General features: G+C 73.5%; 14 protein-coding genes, 1 tRNA gene and 1 pseudogene. 9 read left to right on the forward strand and 7 right to left on the reverse strand.

What is annotated here, in order from left to right:
• Positions 1-49: 49 nt before the first annotated feature.
• Positions 50-1585: a MocR-like pyridoxine biosynthesis transcription factor PdxR gene (gene pdxR / locus AC5WAM_RS21195; protein WP_495518491.1), complete on the reverse strand. Its 1536-nt coding sequence runs from the start codon at positions 1583-1585 to the stop codon at positions 50-52.
• Between the two features lie 47 nt (positions 1586-1632).
• On the opposite strand from pdxR, the gene AC5WAM_RS21200 reads away from it, so the two are divergent.
• Entirely contained in the window at positions 1633-2244 is a 612-nt protein-coding gene (locus AC5WAM_RS21200; RefSeq protein ID WP_495518492.1) for a carboxymuconolactone decarboxylase family protein, read from the forward strand.
• Between the two features lie 233 nt (positions 2245-2477).
• Here the strand turns inward: AC5WAM_RS21200 and AC5WAM_RS21205 are convergent, their stop codons facing one another.
• Positions 2478-3974 carry an aminopeptidase P family protein gene (locus AC5WAM_RS21205; RefSeq protein WP_366790853.1) on the reverse strand — a complete coding sequence of 499 codons (1497 nt, stop codon included), beginning with the start codon at positions 3972-3974 and terminating at the stop codon, positions 2478-2480.
• A 121-nt stretch (positions 3975-4095) separates the two neighbouring features.
• Positions 4096-5493: a PP2C family protein-serine/threonine phosphatase gene (locus AC5WAM_RS21210; RefSeq protein ID WP_366790854.1), complete on the reverse strand. Its 1398-nt coding sequence runs from the start codon at positions 5491-5493 to the stop codon at positions 4096-4098.
• A 735-nt stretch (positions 5494-6228) separates the two neighbouring features.
• On the opposite strand from AC5WAM_RS21210, the gene AC5WAM_RS21215 reads away from it, so the two are divergent.
• Positions 6229-6993 carry a bifunctional DNA primase/polymerase gene (locus AC5WAM_RS21215; RefSeq protein ID WP_495518493.1) on the forward strand — a complete coding sequence of 255 codons (765 nt, stop codon included), beginning with the start codon at positions 6229-6231 and terminating at the stop codon, positions 6991-6993.
• Between the two features lie 54 nt (positions 6994-7047).
• Positions 7048-7752 carry a hypothetical protein gene (locus tag AC5WAM_RS21220; RefSeq protein ID WP_495518494.1) on the forward strand — a complete coding sequence of 235 codons (705 nt, stop codon included), beginning with the start codon at positions 7048-7050 and terminating at the stop codon, positions 7750-7752.
• Between the two features lie 508 nt (positions 7753-8260).
• Here the strand turns inward: AC5WAM_RS21220 and AC5WAM_RS21225 are convergent.
• The 3 genes from AC5WAM_RS21225 to AC5WAM_RS21235 all read right to left on the reverse strand — a co-directional run bounded on the left by AC5WAM_RS21225 (position 8261) and on the right by AC5WAM_RS21235 (position 11119).
• Positions 8261-9226, reverse strand: a complete 966-nt coding sequence (locus tag AC5WAM_RS21225) for a DUF5926 family protein (protein WP_366790857.1) — start codon at positions 9224-9226, stop codon at positions 8261-8263.
• Positions 9227-9587: 361 nt separating this feature from the next.
• A complete protein-coding gene (locus AC5WAM_RS21230; protein ID WP_366790858.1) occupies positions 9588-10232 on the reverse strand; it encodes an ATP-binding protein in 645 nt (214 codons plus the stop codon).
• Positions 10233-10285: 53 nt separating this feature from the next.
• Positions 10286-11119 carry a glycerophosphodiester phosphodiesterase gene (locus AC5WAM_RS21235; protein ID WP_366790859.1) on the reverse strand — a complete coding sequence of 278 codons (834 nt, stop codon included), beginning with the start codon at positions 11117-11119 and terminating at the stop codon, positions 10286-10288.
• A 487-nt stretch (positions 11120-11606) separates the two neighbouring features.
• Here AC5WAM_RS21235 and AC5WAM_RS21240 point away from each other — a divergent pair, with 487 nt between their 5' ends.
• On the forward strand, positions 11607-13151 hold the full coding sequence (locus tag AC5WAM_RS21240; protein ID WP_495518495.1) for a S1C family serine protease: 1545 nt from the start codon (positions 11607-11609) through the stop codon (positions 13149-13151).
• A gap of 53 nt (positions 13152-13204) precedes the next feature.
• A tRNA-Ser gene (locus tag AC5WAM_RS21245) sits at positions 13205-13289 on the forward strand.
• A 166-nt stretch (positions 13290-13455) separates the two neighbouring features.
• Here AC5WAM_RS21245 and AC5WAM_RS21250 read toward each other — a convergent pair.
• A complete protein-coding gene (locus AC5WAM_RS21250) occupies positions 13456-14457 on the reverse strand; it encodes a bifunctional DNA primase/polymerase (protein WP_495518496.1) in 1002 nt (333 codons plus the stop codon).
• A gap of 369 nt (positions 14458-14826) precedes the next feature.
• On the opposite strand from AC5WAM_RS21250, the gene AC5WAM_RS21255 reads away from it, so the two are divergent.
• From AC5WAM_RS21255 to AC5WAM_RS21270, 4 genes and pseudogenes are all read left to right on the forward strand, one after another.
• Positions 14827-15138 (forward strand): hypothetical protein, encoded by a 312-nt coding sequence (locus AC5WAM_RS21255; protein ID WP_138960620.1) that lies wholly within the window; start codon positions 14827-14829, stop codon positions 15136-15138.
• A gap of 278 nt (positions 15139-15416) precedes the next feature.
• On the forward strand, positions 15417-16451 hold the full coding sequence (locus tag AC5WAM_RS21260) for a bifunctional MaoC family dehydratase N-terminal/OB-fold nucleic acid binding domain-containing protein (RefSeq protein WP_495518497.1): 1035 nt from the start codon (positions 15417-15419) through the stop codon (positions 16449-16451).
• A 74-nt stretch (positions 16452-16525) separates the two neighbouring features.
• A pseudogene (locus AC5WAM_RS21265) lies at positions 16526-16915 on the forward strand (MaoC family dehydratase); the annotation flags it as partial.
• Positions 16916-17130: 215 nt separating this feature from the next.
• Positions 17131-18297: a lipid-transfer protein gene (locus AC5WAM_RS21270; RefSeq protein ID WP_495518498.1), complete on the forward strand. Its 1167-nt coding sequence runs from the start codon at positions 17131-17133 to the stop codon at positions 18295-18297.
• Positions 18298-18347 lie beyond the last annotated feature (50 nt).

Raw genomic sequence — 18347 nt, forward strand, 5'->3', positions numbered from 1 at the left:
GGCCCTTATTTCAGCAGCTCAGAAGGGGGCGCCAGGCTTCACACGCCGTTCACGTCCGGCTGTCCGGCTGTCCGGCTGTCCCGCTGTCCGGCTGTCCCGCTGTCCGGCTGTCCGTCCGGTCGGCCGGACGGACGTCCGCGTCCGTTCCGTGGTCGGGTGCGGGCGGCAGCGCCCGGCACAGGGCCTCGATCGCCGCCGTGTACGCGTGCTCGGAGGGTGTCGCGTAGCCGACGACGAGCCCGTCGGGGGCCGCCCCCGTCGCCTCCGGATGCCGGTAGTCGGCCAGCCCCTCCAGGCCCACGCCGTGCCATGCGGCGGCCTTCACGGCGGACGCCTCGGTGCCGGGCGGCAGTTGGAGCACGGCGTGCAGACCCGCCGCGATGCCGGTGACGGTGATGTGCGGGGCGCGTTCGGCGAGCGCGGTGACGAGCTGGTCGCGGCGGCGCCGGTAGTGCTGCCGCATGCGGCGGACGTGGCGGTCGTACTGGCCGGACTCGATGAGCTCGGCGAGCGTGAGCTGGTCGAGGACGCCGGCCCACGCCTCCCGTTGGCCCTTGGCGGCGACGACGGCGTCCACGAGGTGCTCGGGCAGGACCATCCAGCCGAGCCGCACGGCCGGGGACAGGCTCTTGCTCACCGAGCCGACATACACGACCCGTTCGGGGTCGAGCCCTTGGAGGGCGCCGACGGGCTCGCGGTCGTAGCGGAACTCCCCGTCGTAGTCGTCCTCCAGGATCAGTCCCGCGCGCGTGCGGGCCCAGTCGACGACGGCGGTGCGGCGCGCGGGGTGCAGCGGCCCGCCCGTCGGGAACTGGTGCGCGGGCGTGAGCAGCACCCCACGGACCGGACCGGGGGCGTCCGGCAACTCCTCGACGCGGGCGCCGTGTTCGTCGAGGGACAGCGGCACCGGCCGCACCTTGGCCGTGGCGAGCAGGGAGCGGTGGAAGCCGAGCCCGTACGCCTCCACGGCGAGGGGGCCGCGCAGCACTCCGCCGGAGCCCGTGCCGAAGAGGAGCCGCAGGGCGTGCGCGAAGCCGGAGCACACCACGATCCGCTCCGGGTCGGTCCGCACCCCGCGCGAGCGCGCCAGATAGCCGGCGAGGGCGCGCCGCAGCTCGACCCGGCCGCGCGGGTCGCCGGGCCCGAACGCCTCGGTGGGCGCGGCGGTCAGGGCCCGGCGGGCGGCGGCGAGCCAGGCCGTGCGCGGGAAGGAACCGGCGTCCGGCTGGCCCTGGAGCAGGTTGTGCGCGGGGGGCGCGCCACCGGTGGGGGCGCGCTTGGGGACACGTACGCGCGGGGGCGGTGCGACCCGCTCGGCGACCCGCGTCCCCGAGCCCTGGCGGGCGGTCAGCCAGCCCTCGGCCACCAGCTCCGCGTACGCGTCAGCGACGGTGTTGCGGGCGATCCCGAGGTCGGTGGCGAGGGAGCGGTACGGCGGCAGGCGGGTGCCCGGGGCGAGCCGCCCGGAGCGCACCGCCTCGCGCAGGGCGTCGGTCAGGGCGGCGCGGCGGCTGCCGCTGCCGGAGAGGTCCAGGTGCAGGTCAGCGCCGATGCGCCCCGCAGAATTGACCCGTGATTCCGCCATGGAAGTGCACCCTATCCAAGGTCTTTGCGGCTCGTAGATTCATGGTCATGACGAACAACACCGCAGTCACCGCGCCCGCCGCCACGCCGTCCACCACCGCCGCGTCCGCAGTCGCGCCGTCCGCCACTGCTGCGCCCGCCGCCGCGCCGTCCGCCACCGCCGCGCCCGCCGCCACCGCACCCGCAGTCGCCGACTCCGCCGCCCAGGCCCCCCGCCTCGACTTCGCCAAGGTCGCGCCGAAGGTCTTCAAGGCCGTCATCGGCCTGGACGCCGCCGCCCGCGACGGCCTCGACCCGGCCCTGGTCGAGCTGGTCCAGATCCGCGCCTCACACCTGAACGGCTGCGCGTACTGCCTGCACATGCACACCAACGACGCGCGCAAGGCGGGCGAGAGCGAGGACCGGCTGCACATGGTGGCCGTCTGGCGCGAGGCCAGGAACTTCTTCACGGCCAAGGAGCAGGGGGCGCTCGCGCTGACCGACGCGGTCACCCGCCTCGCCGACGCGGGGGTACCCGACGCCGTCTACGCGGAGGCCGCCGCCCACTTCGACGAGGCCGAGCTGGCCCAGGTCCTGTCCCTGATCTTCACGATCAACACGTGGAACCGGATCGCCCTGGCCACGGCCAAGGTCGCCGGCACGGACGAGCGCCAGGGCTGAGCTCGCCGCGCTGGACAGGTTGCCTTCCCTGCGGGCGCCCCCAAGCCGGGGCGGCACTGGCGCTGTCGGCCGGCGGCCTCGCCCTCGAACGCCGGGCGGTCTCCTACGCCTGTTCATGGGCCACTTGGACTCGGTGCCAAAGCACGCAAAACGCCGGGCGGGGCTGGGAAATCCAGCCCCGCCCGGCGTTCGAGGACGAGTGCGCGGTGCGATCGGCCGCGCGGGGACGGACCTCAGCCCTTGAGCTGGGCCATCCACGCCTCGACCTCGTCCGCGCGGCGCGGCAGCGCGGCGGACAGGTTCCGGTTGCCGTCCTCCGTGACGAGGATGTCGTCCTCGATGCGCACGCCGATGCCGCGGTACTCCTCCGGCACGGTCAGGTCGTCCGCCTGGAAGTACAGACCGGGCTCGACCGTCAGGCACATGCCGGGCTCAAGGGTGCCGTCCACGTACGTCTCGGTGCGCGCGGCGGCGCAGTCGTGGACGTCCATGCCGAGCATGTGGCCGGTGCCGTGCAGCGTCCAGCGGCGCTGCAGACCGAGCTCCAGGACGCGCTCGACCGGGCCCTCGACGAGGCCCCACTCGACCAGCTTCTCGGCGAGCACGCGCTGCGCGGCGTCGTGGAAGTCGCGGTACTTCGCACCCGGCTTCACCGCCGCGATACCGGCCTCCTGGGCCTCGTACACGGCGTCGTAGATCTTCTTCTGCAGCTCGCTGAACCGGCCGTTGATCGGCAGCGTGCGGGTGATGTCCGCCGTGTAGTACGTGTGCGTCTCCACGCCCGCGTCGAGCAGGAGCAGGTCGCCGGAGCGCACCGCGCCGTCGTTGCGCACCCAGTGCAGGGTGGTGGCGTGCGGGCCCGCGGCGCAGATGGAGCCGTAGCCGATGTCGTTGCCCTCGACGCGGGCGCGCAGGAAGAACGTGCCTTCGATGTAGCGCTCGCTCGTCGCCTCGGCCTTGTCGAGGACCTTCACGACGTCCTCGAAGCCGCGCACCGTGGAGTCCACGGCCTTCTGCAGCTCGCCGACCTCGAACTCGTCCTTGACCAGGCGCTGCTCGGAGAGGAAGACCCGCAGCTCCTCGTCGCGCTCGGCGGTGACCTTGTCGGTCAGGGCCGCCTCGATCCCGGCGTCGTAGCCGCGCACGACGCGGACGGGACCGGTGGCCTCGCTCAGCAGGCCCGTCAGCTCGCGCACGTCGGAGGCGGGGACGCCGTACAGCTTCTCGGCCTCGGTGAGCGAGTTCCGGCGGCCGACCCACAGCTCGCCCTGGCCGTCGAGCCAGAACTCGCCGTTCTCCCGGTCGGAGCGCGGCAGCAGGTAGATCGTCGCCTGGTGGCCGTCGCGCGTGGGCTCCAGGACGAGGACGCCGTCCTCCGTCTGGTTGCCGGTGAGGTAGGCGTACTCGACGGAGGAGCGGAAGGCGTACTCCGTGTCGTTCGAGCGGGTCTTCAGGTTGCCCGCGGGGATCACCAGGCGCTCGCCGGGGAAGCGCGCGGACAGCGCGGCACGGCGGGCGGCGGTGTGCCCGGCCTGGGCGATCGGCTCCAGGTCGCGCAGCTCGGTGTCGGCCCAGCCGGACTTCATGTTCTCGGCGAGCTCGTCGGAGACACCCGGGTACAGGCCGTTCTTCCGCTGCTTGATCGGCTCTTCGTCCTCAGCTTCCGGGGTCTCCGGGTTGAGAGCGTCCGACACGGTCTGCCTCCTATGTACGACAACGGGCCTTCTCATCGTACGGCGGTCAGGAAGGGGGTCCAGAGGCAGAAGGACCCTTACAGTACGCAGTCAGGAGGTCACACGGAGCCTGGTGTACCCGCCGGAACAGCAACCGGGGCAGCGACCGAAGGGTGCCCTATTCGAAGCGGGCCGCGAGCAGGACCACGTCCTCGTCGGGCCCGGCGGTGCCGTCGATCCCCTCCGGCAGCACGGTCCGCAGGACGTGGTCGGCGACCGCTCCCGGGTCATCCCGGGCGGCCTTCGGCACGCTCGCCGCCGCCGCGTGCAGGCGCGCGAACGCCCGGTCCATCGCGTCGCCGGTGCGGTGCAGCAGACCGTCGGTGTAGAGCAGCAGGGTCTCGCCGGGCTCCGGGCGGATCTCCACGCTCGGCGCCTCCCAGCAGGCGAGCATGCCGAGCGGCGCGGACAGCGAGGTCTCCACGAACTCCGTGCGCCGCTCCCCGACGAGCAACGGCGGGCTGTGCCCGGCCCCGGCGAGGACGACCTTGCGCAGCGCGGGTTCGCAGTACGCGAACAGAGCCGTCGCCGAGCGCGCGGGTTCCGTCAGGCGCAGCAGCAGCTCCAGGTCGGACAGGACGGCGACGGGGTCCTCGCCCTCCATCACCGCGTACGCCCGCAGGCTCGCGCGCAGGCGGCCCATCGCGGCGACCGCGCTCGGCCCCGACCCGGTGACCGAGCCCACCGAGAGGCCGAGCGCCGCGTCGGGCAGCGGCAGCGCGTCGTACCAGTCGCCGCCGCCGCGCGCCCCGGCGCGGTGCCGCGCGGCCAGCTGCACGCCCGCGACCCGGGACAGGCGCGAGGGCAGCAGCTCCTCGCGCAGGGTCGCCACGGTGGTGCGGGCACGGGTGAGCTCGACGAGGCGGGCCAGGTGCTCGGCGGCGTAGCGGACGTACAGGCCGATCAGATGGCGTCGGCGCGGCGCCGGTTCGGCGGGCTCGTCGTACAGCCAGACGGCCGCGCCGACGCCGCCCGTCGCCTCGGTGGCCAGGGGCAGCGCGTAGCTCGCCGCGTAGCCGAGGCGGCGGGCGACCTCGCGGTGCCGCGGGTCGAAGGTCTCGTCGGCGAAGAGGTCCGGCTGCGCGATCTCGGTCATCTCCGCGAGCGGGGTGCCCGCGGCGCTCGCCTCCAGGAGCCGGCCGTACGCGGTGGTGGCGCGCGGCACCGTCTCCAGATATCCGAGGTCGGCGCGGGCGAAGCCGAGGCCGACGGTGGTGTCGGGGCCGAGGCCGTCGGCGGGCTCCACGACGACGAGGCCGCGGCGGGCGCCGACCAGGGCGGCACCGGCGCGGAGCACTTCGTCCAGGGCCTCGTCCAGGGCGGCGGTGCGGGACAGGCGCTCCGTGAGTTCGTGCAGCGTGGTGAGGTCGGAGACCCAGCCGGCCAGGCGGTCCTGGATCAGCGCGCCGGGGGCGCCGGGGGCTTCCGGGACGGGCGCGGCGGGCGGGGCAGTGTGCGCCGGTGGGGGAACAGTGGAATCGATTCCGGCCACTTTCGGCAGGTGCGGGGCGTTCATGGCTGACCGCTTTCCGGCCAGTGCGTATTGCTCAATAGCATCGCAAACCCCCTGTCATTCTGCGCCGCCAGCAATGTCTCCACATCTACACGCACTGGAGAGGGGATGTCCAGCATTGTCCTGCTGGGATTCCTGGTGTCCAGCGTGCGGCGTGAGAATTTTGTGAACTGGAAGTGATCTTGAGAACTTGGCTCAAAAGTGTTGCAGGGAACGCCATATTGCGGTCGACTGACATTGTTCGAAGGAGCGTCACAGCGGCCGTGATGGGTACGGATTCAAGTGGTGGCTCGGGGCTGGACCAGGGCAGTTGCGCGACGCCCGGAACCTGTCGCCGGACCCGGACGTCTTAACCCACGGCGACCGTGCCCCATCGTCCCGTGGCACCGGGGGCAAGAAGAACGCGGGACGGCAAACGCCAGGCGCCGCCACCCCACGCCACGTTAACGCTCGGCCCATAGGGGTTCCCCATGCCGCAGGCTGGGGTGTGACGCGCCAGCTTGTACGCACCTTGCATGCACCTTGTACGCGCACCTCGTACACAGCGATAGAGATCCACACATGGTGTGATGTGGCCCGAAGTGTCCCTCTGCGTGTAACGGAAAGGAACGAGCGCTCATGCGCGAGATCCTCGGAAGGCGACGCAGGCTCCTGTCCTGGCGAATCGGTAGGAAGTCTGACCAGAGTCCCTCTCTGATCGGTGCGGCCCTGACCTTCGCGACAGCATGGCGCTGGCCCGTGCTGCCCGGTGTCGGTATCGAAGGGCAGAGCAGGCAGTTCCTCGACGGCATCGCCGGACTCGACGGGCGCGCCGGACTCGCCGGTCCCGGCGAGCGGCAGGGCGACACGCGTGGCGGCAAGAGTGCCGGAAGGACCGGCAAGCGGGGTGCGAAGCGGGGGCCGCGCGCCGCACGGCGGGGAGCGGCCGACGAGCGGCCGGAGACGCCGGTCGCCCAGCGTGACACCGCCCGCGGCGGCCGGGCCCGGTGTGCCTGCCCCGACCCGGAGTGCGTCGTTCCAGGCGCCCACCCGCTCGACCCGGGGCTCCTCGCCGCCACCACCGACGAGCGCATGGTCCGCTGGTGGTGGACCAACCGGCCCGGCGCACCCATCCTCCTCGCCACCGGCGGACGCGCCCCGTGCGCCGTGAGCCTGCCCGCGGGCGCCGGAGCGCGCGCCCTCGCCGCGCTCGAACTCGCGGGCATCCGCCTCGGCCCCGTCGTGGCCACGCCGGCCCGCTACTTCGTCCTCGTCGCGCCGTACTCCATGGAGCAGTTGGGCGAGCTCCTGTACGCCAAGGACCGGGTGCCCGGCTCGCTGCGCTTCCACGGAGAGGGCGGGTACATCCCCCTGCCCCCGTCCGAGACGGGGCAGGGCCAGGCGCGCTGGGAGCGGGCTCCGCTGCCCGGCTCCGCCGCCCCCTGGGTGCCCGACGTGGAGGCCGTCGTGGACGCGGTGGTCGACGCGCTCACTCATACGGGTGTGAGCGCGCCCGAGTTCTAAGGGAATCGGGCGCGCGGCGCGGGGCCGGACGCCCGGGGTCGTTATCTTCGGCGCATGCACCCGCGCCCGGCCATGAACCCCCGCCTGCTCGCGCTCCTGGGCATCGTGGCCGTCGCCGCGCTGCTGCCCCTCGCCGGGGCGGCCGCGGGGCCGGTGTTCGACGACACCAAGGCGCCCGCCGATCCGGGGCACGCGGGAGCACGGCCCCCGGAGCCGGGCACCACGGTGCCGCAGGCCGGGGCCCGCGGGGCTTCCCGGGCCGAGCCGCCGCTCCGGCCGCAGGGGGACGGGAGCGGTTCCGCTGCGGCGGGTGGACGGGGTGCCGCAGACGGCCCCGGTGCCCCAGACGGCTCTGGTGCCCCAGACGGCGGCCCTGGTGCCGCGCGTGCCGCCGCCGACGCCGCGTCCCAGTCCGACACCCTCTCCCACTGCGGCCCCGAACTCTCCTCGCCGGATGGCGTCGAGGCCCAGACCTGCGTCCTGACCCAGGGCGCGGACACCTGGGCGCGCACCTACTACCGCAATGTCACCGGTGAGGCCCTGGAGGCCGTGCTGAGTGTGATGGGCCCCAGGGGGCGCACGGTGCAGATGTACTGCGCGGTGGGCGCGGGGGACGAGCCGGGGGCGTGCGACACCCCAAGGGAGCGCACCTCGGGAGCCGCGGCGCGCTACACGGCGGTCGCGGAGTTCGCGAGTGAGAGCGGCGACGCCCTGCTGCTGCGATCGGGCAGCAACTCCGCCGCGCCACAAGGCAGTTGAGCGCGTAACTTCTGCCGGGGCATGGAAACGCCCGGTTGCTGGCGACGGGGGATGCACCAGCAACCGGGCTACCTGAACGGTAACAAGAGATCCGCGCTTGGCAAATTCGATCTCAGTTATCCGGACAGGGATTCACCTGCGCCCATGGGGAGTTGTGACAGGAGTCACGCGTTCGCTCCGGCTGGCCCGTGGGTCGGAGAGACAGAGGTGAGGCGCCTGCGCGGCCTCCGCCCGGTCACCCGGCGCACTCGCCCGGTTAAGAAAGCGTGACGGGACGAGGTCCACGGGCCGCTCCCCGGCGCCCGGCACCACCCACTTGTTCGAAATCCGACGTGATACCTCAGCCGAATGTCATCCGTGGAGGAGCCGCGCTGCTCGGCGAAGCGCCGGTGGGAGGGCCATCCCGAGGTCCGGGAAGCGTGCGCGAGGGGCGCTGCTCCCGCGCACGGGGACAGGCCCCCGCGCGCGGTGCCGCACCTCCGACGGACGGACCGGCGACGGAAGCGGATCAGCTGAGCGTGACCTGGCGGTTGGTGAGGCCGCCGCGGGCGCGCCGCTCCTCCGCGGACAGCGGCTCCGTGGCCGCGAGCGCCGCCGCGAGCCGCTCGGCGAACTCGGCCGCGGGCTTCTCGACGTCCTGCGCCTCCATGCCGCTCGGCAGGTCCCACACCGGCACGGTCAGGCCGTGCGCGCGGAAGGAGCCGACCAGGCGGGTGCCCTCGCCGAGGCTCGACGCACCGGCGGCGTGCAGGCGCGCGAGCGCGTCGAGGAGCTCCTCCTCGGCGTGCGGCATGACCCACCGCAGGTGGTTCTTCTCCGGCGTCTCGCACCAGTACGCCGAGTCGACGCCGGTCAGCTTGACCGTCGGGATGGCGGCGGCGTTGGCCCGCTCCAGGGAGGCCGAGACCTCCGCCGTGGCGTTCTCCGCGTCCGGCACCCAGAACTCGAAGCCGGAGTGCACGACGGGCGCGAAGGGCGCCTTGTCGTCGAGGACGTCCTGTAGGCGCGGCCCGTCGGCGGGCGCCCTGCGGCCCGCCACCGGCTGGCCCGGCTCCGTGGTGAGCGCGCGGCCCAGCGTGTCGGCGAGGTCGCGGCTGATGTCGCCGGACGAGGTGTCGTTCTGCAGGCCGAGCAGGACCGAGCCGTCCTCGCGGCGCAGCGCGGGCCAGGCCATCGGCAGGACCGTCGCGAGGGTCACGGAGGGCACGCCGTCGGGCAGGCCGTCCTTCAGGGTCAGCTCGACCGTGGCGGCGGGCACCAGCTCGCGCAGCGCCACCCAGTCGCACTCGCCGGACAGCCCCTCGAAGGGGCGCTGCACCAGCTCGGTGACCGCGTGCGCGGCGGCCCGGCCGTGGCAGGCCTTGTAGCGGCGGCCCGAACCGCAGGGGCAGGGCTCCCTGGCGCCGACCACCGGGACCTCGTGGTCCTTGAGCTGCGGCTGCTTGCCCTTCGACTGCGGGCGCTTCTTGGCCATCGTGGGTGTCTCCCGGTTACGGCTCGCTTGCGTACGGGCGCGAGCCTAGCCGTTCGAGGGGGGAGCGACTCGGCGCGATGTGCGCGCGGGCCCGCGGGCCGCGGTGGCCTTCGGACACGGCCCCGGTCCGGCGGCGGGTTCCGGTCCGCGTGGGCTGCGCGGAGCGCGGTCCACGTCCGCGGTCGGTCCACGTGCGCGTACGCCGGTCCACGTGCGCGTACGTCGGCCCACGTGGTCGGGATCCGTGGTCGGGCTGTCGCCGGACCGCCGTCGGGGCTGTCACCGGACTTCCGCCCACGTCGTCTTGAGTGCGCTTCAGTCCGCTTGAGTGCGCTTCAGTCCGCGTCGTCTTCAGTCGACTTCAGTCGACGTCGTCGAACGGGTCCGAGAAGCCCAGCTCGGCTATCGCGGAGGCCGACGGGGCGGCGACGCGCGTAGCGAAGTCCTCGGCGCGGTGCCCGGCGTGCACGAGGGCCCAGACCGTGACCTCGCCGCGGGCGTCGTCCCGCACTCCCCAGGCCTCGGCGAGGGCCGTGATGATGTTCAGCCCGCGGCCGCCGTGGGCGGTGACCGACGGGGTGGCCGGAACCGGGCGGGTCGGGCCGCCGCCGTCCGTCACCTCGACCGTCAGGCGTCCCGCCTTGTCGACCTGCCAGGCGGCGCGCACGTCTCCGTCGCCGCTGCCGTCACTGCCCTGCGGGCTGTCGTGCAGCCCACTGCCCAGTGGCCTGCCGTGCCGGCAGGCGTTGCTGAGCAGTTCGGAAAGGATCAGTACGGCGTCGTCGATGACCGACTCCGACACCCCGCTGACGCGAAGCTGATCGCGCATCCGGTGTCTGGCTTCCCCCACGCCCGCAGGGCCATGGGGTACGGCCATGCTCGACGACGTGGGCACTTCCCGTGCCACCACAAACGCCACCCCCGAGACCTCCTTTGCCCCACGCCACGGAGTGGATGCCCCAATGGACTGGACCGGAAACCGGCCAACACCGGGATGGTGACGCACTCGTCACGATCGAATACGGAACGAACGCGCCGGTGCACACCCCGTAACGGAAGTTAGTCGCGGCCCAGTTGGGACAGAACCTGCTTCGGGCGGTTGGTGATGATGGCGTCGACGCCCAGCCGGGCACAGAGCTCGACGTCCTGGGGCTCGTTCACGGTCCACACGTGGACCTGGTGGCCCGCGCGCTTGAGCTTGGCGACGTATCCGGGGTGGCTGCGGATGATCCGCATGCTCGGTCCCGCGACGCGCACCCCTTGGGGAAGCCGTCCGTCGCGGTGGCGCGGTGAGACGAACTGCATCAGGTAAACGGTCGGCAGGGTCGGCGACGCGGCGCGGACACGTTGCAGCGACCGTGCCGAGAAGCTCATCACCCGCACCGGGGAGGGCTCCTCCGGAGAGGGCGCGTCCAGACCGAATCGCTTCAGGAGGTGCAGCAGCCGCTCCTCGACCTGGCCCGCCCAGCGCGTGGGGTGCTTGGTCTCGATGGCGAGCTGGAGGCGCCGCCCGGAGGCGTTGTTTTCAGCCACGAGCTCCAGGAGGCGCTCCAGGGTGAGGACCGAGGTGTCCTCGGGGGCCGGGCCCTCCTCCCAGTCGGGGTCCTCGGCGTACGGGCCCTGTTCGCGGTTCTTCCAGGAGCCGAAGTCGAGCGCGGCCAGCTCGGCGAGCTCCAGGGCGGAGACGGCGCCGCGGCCGTTCGACGTGCGGTTGACGCGCCGGTCGTGGACGCAGACCAGGTGCCCGTCGGCGGTGAGCCGGACATCGCATTCGAGGGCGTCCGCGCCGTCCTCGACGGCCTTCTTGTAGGCGGCCAGTGTGTGCTCCGGGGCGTCCTCGGAGGCCCCTCGGTGGGCGACGACCTGGATGAGGTGCTGTCGTGCGTGGGTCACCGCGTCATGGTGCCACCGTCCGGGGGCGGGGGCCCGCGGGGCGGGGTGCGAGGGCCGCGGCGGGTCGGGCGTGCGGGCCGCCGTCGGCCCGGGAGCGGTCGGGTGTGCGGGCCGCCGTCGGCCCCGGAGCGCGGACCGGCGGCCCCGGGGCGCGGCCTTTCTCAGACTCCTCTCACGCAGCCTTCAGGTGGCTCTGTGACTTGGCTGTGAACCTCTGGATGAGCTTTCCGGGGACTCGGGAGGCTCCGGGGACTTCCGGACGGTGCACACGGCCTTCCCCGGAGCTTTCCGGAGCCTCCCGGAGCTTTCCGAATGCGGCGGTTTCGCCCGTCGTGAACGCACAGCGTCGGCTTATGGTGGCCTGACAGCCCATGGGAAAAGCTGACTGGGACAACTGAACGGTCGACCGGGTACCCGACCTGTGCTGCCCCGGGCCGATCTTTGGCCGTGACCGAGTACGACAGCGTGGACCGAGGAGAAGAAAGCTGTGAGCACCGAGAACGAGGGCACTGCGGTCCCCCCGGCCCCGTCCGCACCTCCTGTGCCGGTGGACACTCCCGCTGCTCCCGCCGCCCCTCCCGCGGCGGAGGCGTCCGCGAGGCAGGAGCCCGCGTCCGCCCCCGCCCATGAGCCCACCGCGGCGCCCGCGCCCGAGTCGACGCCGCAGGACGCCGCGCAGGCCCAGGCCCAGCCCGAGGCGCCCGCCGCGCAGCCGGCGCCCGCGCCCCAGATCCCGGACCCGTACGCCCACACGGCGGCCGCGCACGCCCAGGCTCCCGGGGCCGCGTCCGGCGGCTCCTGGCCGCCGCCCCCGCCCCCCGCCGTGCCGTCGTACGCGCAGGGCGGAGGCTCCGGGTGGGGTTCCTCCTGGACGGCCGAGCAGCCGTCCGCGCCCAAGCCGGGCGGCCGCCGTCGCGGCGGTCTGGTCGCGACCGTGCTCGCGGCGGCCCTCGTCGCGGGCGGCGTGGGCGGCGGCATCGGCTACTGGGCGGCGGACCGCAACGACGACAGCAGCACGGACTCCACGACGGTCTCCGCCTCGGACGCCCCCGCCGACCTCAAGCGCGAGCCTGGCTCGGTCGCCGGCATCGCGAGCAGGGCGCTGCCGAGCGTGGTCACCCTGGAGGCCCAGAGCGGCAGCGGCGAGGGCGGCACGGGCACCGGCTTCGTGTACGACAAGGAAGGCCACATCCTCACGAACAACCACGTGGTGGCCTCCGCCGCCGAGGGCGGCAAGCTGTCGGCCACGTTCTCGAACGGCAAGAAGTACGACGCCGAGGTGGTCGGCCGCGCGCAGGGGTACGACGTGGCGGTCATCAAGCTCAAGAACAAGCCGGCGAACCTGCGCCCGCTCGCGCTCGCCGACTCCGACAAGGTCGCCGTCGGCGACTCCACCATCGCGATCGGCGCCCCCTTCGGCCTGTCCAACACGGTCACGACCGGCATCGTCAGCGCGAAGAACCGCCCCGTCACGTCCAGCGACGGCGCCAGCAGCAAGAGCTCGTACATGAGCGCCCTGCAGACCGACGCCTCCATCAACCCGGGCAACTCCGGCGGCCCCCTCCTGGACGCGCGCGGCGCCGTCATCGGCATCAACTCCGCCATCAAGCCCGCCGACAGCGGGGGCGGCGTCGGCGGCGGCCAGTCCGGCTCCATCGGCCTCGGCTTCGCGATCCCGGTCAACCAGGCGAAGAACGTCGCGCAGCAGCTGATCAAGACCGGCCAGCCCACGTACCCGATGATCGGCGCCTCGGTCTCCCTGGCCGACGCCTCGGACGGCGCGGTGATCTCCGCCCGCGCCGCCACCGGCTCGGGCCCCGCGGTCGAGCCGAACGGCCCCGCGGCCAAGGCGGGCCTGAAGCCCGGTGACGTCATCACGCAGCTCGACGACACGGTCATCGACAGCGGCCCGACCCTGATCGGCCAGATCTGGACCCACAAGCCGGGCGACAAGGTCAAGATCACCTACGAGCGCGACGGCAAGGAGCACACGGTCGATGTGACCTTGGGCGAGCGCAAGGGCGACAGCTGACCCGCTACTCTTGACCCCGCGCGAGCCCGCCCGATCACACGGCGGCAGCGCGGGGTGGGTTGCCCGAGCGGCCTAAGGGAACGGTCTTGAAAACCGTCGTGGCGCGAGTCACCGTGGGTTCAAATCCCACACCCACCGCGGGTGCTGGCCCAGAGCCAGCCGTCGAAGGGGCGTCCGGAGAGATCCGGGCGCCCCTTCGTGTGTGAGGGACGTGTGTGAGGGACCGCCCGTAGGGGCGCCCGGTGGGTGTGGCTGGTTCGTGGCGTGGGGGTGGGGCCGCGTCATGTGGGGCGCGTGCGGGGGGTCAGGCGTGGCCGGTCAGGCGGGCCGCTGAGGCGATCGTGGAGCGGGCCTCGCGGAGGGTGAGGCCGACGCGCAGGGCGGCCTCGGTGAGCGGGGCGGCGAGGGTCTCGCCCAGGCCGTTCTCGTAGGCGCGGCAAGCGGCCCAGAAGAGCCGGGTGTTGCGCTGGCCCTCGTGCGCGGCGAGGACGAACTGGACCAGGCCCTGGCCCTGTTGGGCGGCCTCGGGGCCGCCCGTGCGCGGGGGCGTCGCCGGGCGGCGGTGGAGCGGGGGCACGAGCAGCCGCAGGAGGGCCTCGGGGCACGGGGCCGGGGGCAGGTGGGCGGTGCCGGGCACGGTGCTGTACACGCCCTGCTCGGTGCGCGAGCCGGGGCCGACCAGATAGCCGCCCGCGCCCCGGATGTCGATGCCGGGGGCCAGACGGCCCGCCGAGTTGGGCACGACGACGTCCGGCGGCCCGGAGAGCCAGACGTGCCGCCCGCCGCTGGGCGTGGTGACGACGACGGTCTCCGGGATGGTGAACAGGTGCCGCAGCGCCAGCTCGCGCAGCGCGGCGGGGGCGTCGGCGCCGGACTTGGTGTCCAGGTCGATGCCGATCAGGTGGTACGGCGGCAGCCCGCACGCGATGCCGTAGCCCGAGGCCCAGGGCGCGGCGGCGAACAGCTCGCGGATGCGCACCGGGTCGGTGGACGCGTCGTACACGCCGTGGCCCATGCGTCCGCACTCGCCGTGGCACGGCGGAGGGTGCGGGTCGTCGTGGTGCGGCGAGCGCAGCGCGGGGAGCTTGCCGCGGGACAGGGGGATGACGGCGAGGCCCCGCTCGGCGGCGGACAGGGCGTGGGCCAGCGCGAGGGTGGCGGTGTGGCGCTCGGCGGCGTGGCGTGCCCGCGCGCGGGGCGCCGGATCGCGGGGCCGTGGCTCGCGGGCGGACGGGTGCTCGGCGGCCGGCTCGTGCGGGCCGTCGTGGGCGGGGCGGTCTTCGGCATGGCGGTCGCTGGGAGCCATGATTTCATTTTCGTACTAGCGTTCGATGAAGGGAAGAGGGGGGAGCGCGTGGGGTGGCCGGATGGGGGCAGCGCCCCCTTTTGCCGGGGTTTTGCCGGAACGCTTCAGCCCGTGCGGCGTCTGGGGTCGGCTGGGGTGGGGGTGTTGAACTGGGGCGTTGGCGGAGCGAAGCGGGTTTATCGACTTGTCCTCACGCTTGCGGGGGAATAGTGGCGTCCGGGGTGGTTCGGCGGGGATTCGGTGGGCAACTCTGGATGCGCGACGTCGTGCAGATCTCCAGGGCGGTCGGCCAACTGCCTTGGAACAAGCCGTATTTCAGGTGGGCCCGGCAGGGGCTGGAGCTCACCTCCCGTTCTGGAGGAAATAGACATGGCAAGCATCCGTACCGCCCGTGCCCTCGCCGCCGTCGCCGCTCTGCCGCTGGCCGCCGCCCTCTTCTCGGGTGTCGCGATGGCCGACAACGGCTCGTTCGCGGACAACGGATCGAACGCGGGTGTTGCGGTCGTCAACGGCAGCGGTGTCGGCGATGACAACAACGGCAACTCCTCGACCACTCAGCAGCAGGCGGTCGGCAACGGCGCCTCCAACCAGAGCAACACGGCTCAGGTGAACGGCTCCGCGTTCACGGACATCGACCAGTCGAACGCCAACGTCGCCGTCAACTTCAGCGAACTGTGGTGAGCCCGGGCCTCGTCGGGGAGTGATCCTCGGGGCCTGCTCTGTGGGGTGATGTGACAGTTTGCGCGGCGGTGCCTCGGGCCCGCCGCGCAGCTGTGCGTGCGGGGTGCGGCGGCGGGCGTCGGCTCCGCGTCTTGACACCCGTACGGGAACTGACGGACAGTCAGAAACCAGTGGCGTGGCGGCGGGGCATCCGTGGGGGGCCGATGCGGCGGCTGCGGTGCACCGAGTGTGTCAGGACCTCGCGGGGGCGGTCGATCAGGGCGGCGGAGGGGACGACGGTGACGGGCGGCGCGCGCAGCAGGGCGGACGGACCGGCGACGGGACCGGACGGACCCGACCGGTGGTACGGACGGCTGAAGGCGTACGAAGGCCGGTCCGCGGCCGCGTCCGGCCACGGCAGGGACCCGGTCAACGCGCCGATGATCCGGCACTGGTGCGAGGCCGTCGGCGACACCCACCCGGCCTATCGGGGGCCCGACGCCATCGCCCCGCCGACCATGCTCCAGGCCTGGACGATGGGCGGCCTCGCGGGCCACGCGACCCGCTCCGAGGCGTACGACGAACTGCTCGCGCTGCTCGACGACGCCGGATGCACCTCGGTGGTCGCCACCGACTGCGAGCAGGAGTATCTGCGCCCGCTGCGGCCGGGCGACGAGATCACGTTCGACGCGGTGATCGAGTCGGTGTCGGACCGCAAGACGACCAAGCTCGGCGCGGGGTACTTCGTGACGACCCGGATGGACGTCCGCGCGGGCGGCGAGCTCGCGGGCACCCACCGCTTCCGGATCCTCAAGTACCGCCCCGCGAAGCGGCGGCCGACGGCCGCCCCCGCCGGCCGGGGACGCGGGGCCGCCCCGGCCACCCGCCCCCGCCCGGTGGTCAACAGGGACAATGCCGGGTTCTGGGAGGGCGTGGCCCGGCACCGCCTGCTCATCCAGCGCTGCGGGGCCTGCGGCACGCTCCGCTTCCCCTGGCTGCCGGGCTGCGGGGCCTGCGGCTCCCCCGAGTGGGACACGGTCGAGGCGAGCGGCGAGGGCACCGTCTATTCGTACGTGGTGATGCACCACCCGCCGTTCCCCGCCTTCGCGCCGGACGGGGCCTCCGGCGGGGCGAGTCCGTACGCGGTGGTGCTCGTCGAGCTCGCGGAGGGCGTGCGGATCATCAGCAATGTGGTGGGGGTACCGCACCGGGCCGTGCGGATCGGGATGCCGGTGCGGCTGGAGTTCCAGCGGGTGGACGAGGACCTGGAGCTGCCGGTGTTCCGGGCCCTGGAGGGTGCGGCCGTGGCCGCCCCGGAAGGGGGCGAGGGCTGATGGGCCGCGCGGACACGGGCCACGCGGGCGCGGGGCGCGCGGAGCGGGGGGATCCGCCGAAGGCCCCGGCCGCCCTGAGGGCGGGTGACGCGCTGCCGCCGCTGGAGATCCCGATCACGCGCACGCTGATCGTCGCGGGAGCCATCGCCTCCAGGGACTACCAGGACGTGCACCACGATGTGGAACTCGCCAAGGAGAGGGGCTCCCCGGACATCTTCATGAACATCCTCACCACCAACGGCCTGGTGGGGCGCTACATCACCGACCACTTCGGCCCTCGCGCGGTCCTCCGCCAGGTGAAGATCAGGCTGGGGGCGCCCAACTACCCGGGCGACACGATGGTGTTGACGGGCATCGTCGAGGAGGTCACCCGCGCCCCGGAGGGCGTCACGGCGACGGTCAGGGTCGTCGGGGCGAATGGCATCGGCAAGCACGTCACCGGCATGGTGACGGTGACCGTGCGGGGCGCGGCGGCACGGGCGGGCGGGGCGGCCCCGGCGAGCAAGTCGGATCCGGCGGGCAGGGCCGACGGTGCGCCCCCGCTCGGCGCGACCCCAGCGGACAAGGCGAGGTCAGCGGGCGGCCCGGCCCCAGCGGAAGAGGCGAGGTCAGCGGACGGCCCGGCTTCGGACGGCCCGGCCTCCGACGGCCCCTCCCCAGTCGTGGCAGGAGGTGCCGCATGAGCGCGCGAGCGCGGGACGATCTCGGCGGCAGGGCGGCGATCGTCGGGATCGGCGCCACCGAGTTCTCCAAGGACTCCGGGCGCAGCGAGCTGACCCTGGCCGTGGAGGCGGTGCGGGCGGCGCTCGACGACGCGGGCCTCGCCCCCGCCGACGTCGACGGCCTGGTCACCTTCACGATGGACACGAGCCCGGAGATCACGGTCGCCCAGGCGGCGGGCATCGGCGAGCTCTCCTTCTTCTCCCGTGTGCACTACGGCGGCGGCGCGGCCTGCGCGACCGTCCAGCAGGCGGCGCTCGCGATCGCCGCGGGGGTGGCCGAAGTGGTGGTCTGCTACCGGGCGTTCAACGAGCGGTCCGGGCGCCGCTTCGGCGCCGGAGTCAGCCATCGCGAGCCCTCGGCGGAGGGTGTCGCACTCGGCTGGGCGCTTCCCTTCGGACTGCTCACCCCGGCGTCGTGGGTGGCGATGGCCGCGCAGCGCTATCTGCACACCCATGGGCTGACCCCGGAGGTCTTCGGCCACGTGGCGGTCACCGACCGGAAGTACGCGGCGACGAACCCGGCGGCGTACTTCCACGGCAGGCCCATCACGCTGGAGGAGCACGCGGCCTCCCGGTGGATCGTGGAGCCGCTGCGGCTCCTCGACTGCTGCCAGGAGACCGACGGCGGCCAGGCCCTCGTCGTCACCGGCGTGGAGCGGGCCAGGGACCTGCCGAAGCCGCCCGCGGTGATCGCCGCCGCCGCGCAGGGCGCGGGCCGGGCGCAGGAGCAGATGACGAGCTACTACCGCGACGACCTCACCGGCCTGCCGGAAATGGGCGTGGTGGCACGGCAGTTGTGGCGCACCTCGGGTCTCGGCCCCGGCGATGTCGACGTCGGGATCCTCTATGACCACTTCACGCCGTTCGTGCTGATGCAGCTGGAGGAGTTCGGGTTCTGCGCGCCGGGCGAGGCCGCGGAGTTCGTCGCCGAGGAGCGGCTGCCGCTGAACACCCACGGCGGACAGCTCGGCGAGGCCTATCTCCACGGGATGAACGGCATGGCGGAGGCCGTGCGCCAGCTGCGCGGCACCGCGGTGAACCAGCTGCCCGGCGCCGCGCACGCCCTGGTCACGGCGGGCACCGGCGTCCCCACTTCGGGGCTGATTCTGACGGCGGACGGCTGAACGCGGCGCGTGTCCCGGTCCTGGCACCCACCCCGGCCCGTTCACTCGCC

The sequence above is a fragment of the Streptomyces sp. JLYT201 genome, from assembly GCF_059448825.1.

Bases quoted from the DNA above. Each gene is read 5' to 3' on its own strand.
- pdxR (WP_495518491.1), bottom strand. From the start codon at position 1,585: ATGGCGGAATCACGGGTCAATTCTGCGGGGCGCATCGGCGCTGACCTG.
- AC5WAM_RS21200 (WP_495518492.1), top strand. From the start codon at position 1,633: ATGACGAACAACACCGCAGTCACCGCGCCCGCCGCCACGCCGTCCACC.
- AC5WAM_RS21205 (WP_366790853.1), bottom strand. From the start codon at position 3,974: ATGAGAAGGCCCGTTGTCGTACATAGGAGGCAGACCGTGTCGGACGCT.
- AC5WAM_RS21210 (WP_366790854.1), bottom strand. From the start codon at position 5,493: ATGAACGCCCCGCACCTGCCGAAAGTGGCCGGAATCGATTCCACTGTT.
- AC5WAM_RS21220 (WP_495518494.1), top strand. From the start codon at position 7,048: ATGCACCCGCGCCCGGCCATGAACCCCCGCCTGCTCGCGCTCCTGGGC.
- AC5WAM_RS21225 (WP_366790857.1), bottom strand. From the start codon at position 9,226: ATGGCCAAGAAGCGCCCGCAGTCGAAGGGCAAGCAGCCGCAGCTCAAG.
- AC5WAM_RS21250 (WP_495518496.1), bottom strand. From the start codon at position 14,457: ATGGCTCCCAGCGACCGCCATGCCGAAGACCGCCCCGCCCACGACGGC.
- AC5WAM_RS21255 (WP_138960620.1), top strand. From the start codon at position 14,827: ATGGCAAGCATCCGTACCGCCCGTGCCCTCGCCGCCGTCGCCGCTCTG.
- AC5WAM_RS21270 (WP_495518498.1), top strand. From the start codon at position 17,131: ATGAGCGCGCGAGCGCGGGACGATCTCGGCGGCAGGGCGGCGATCGTC.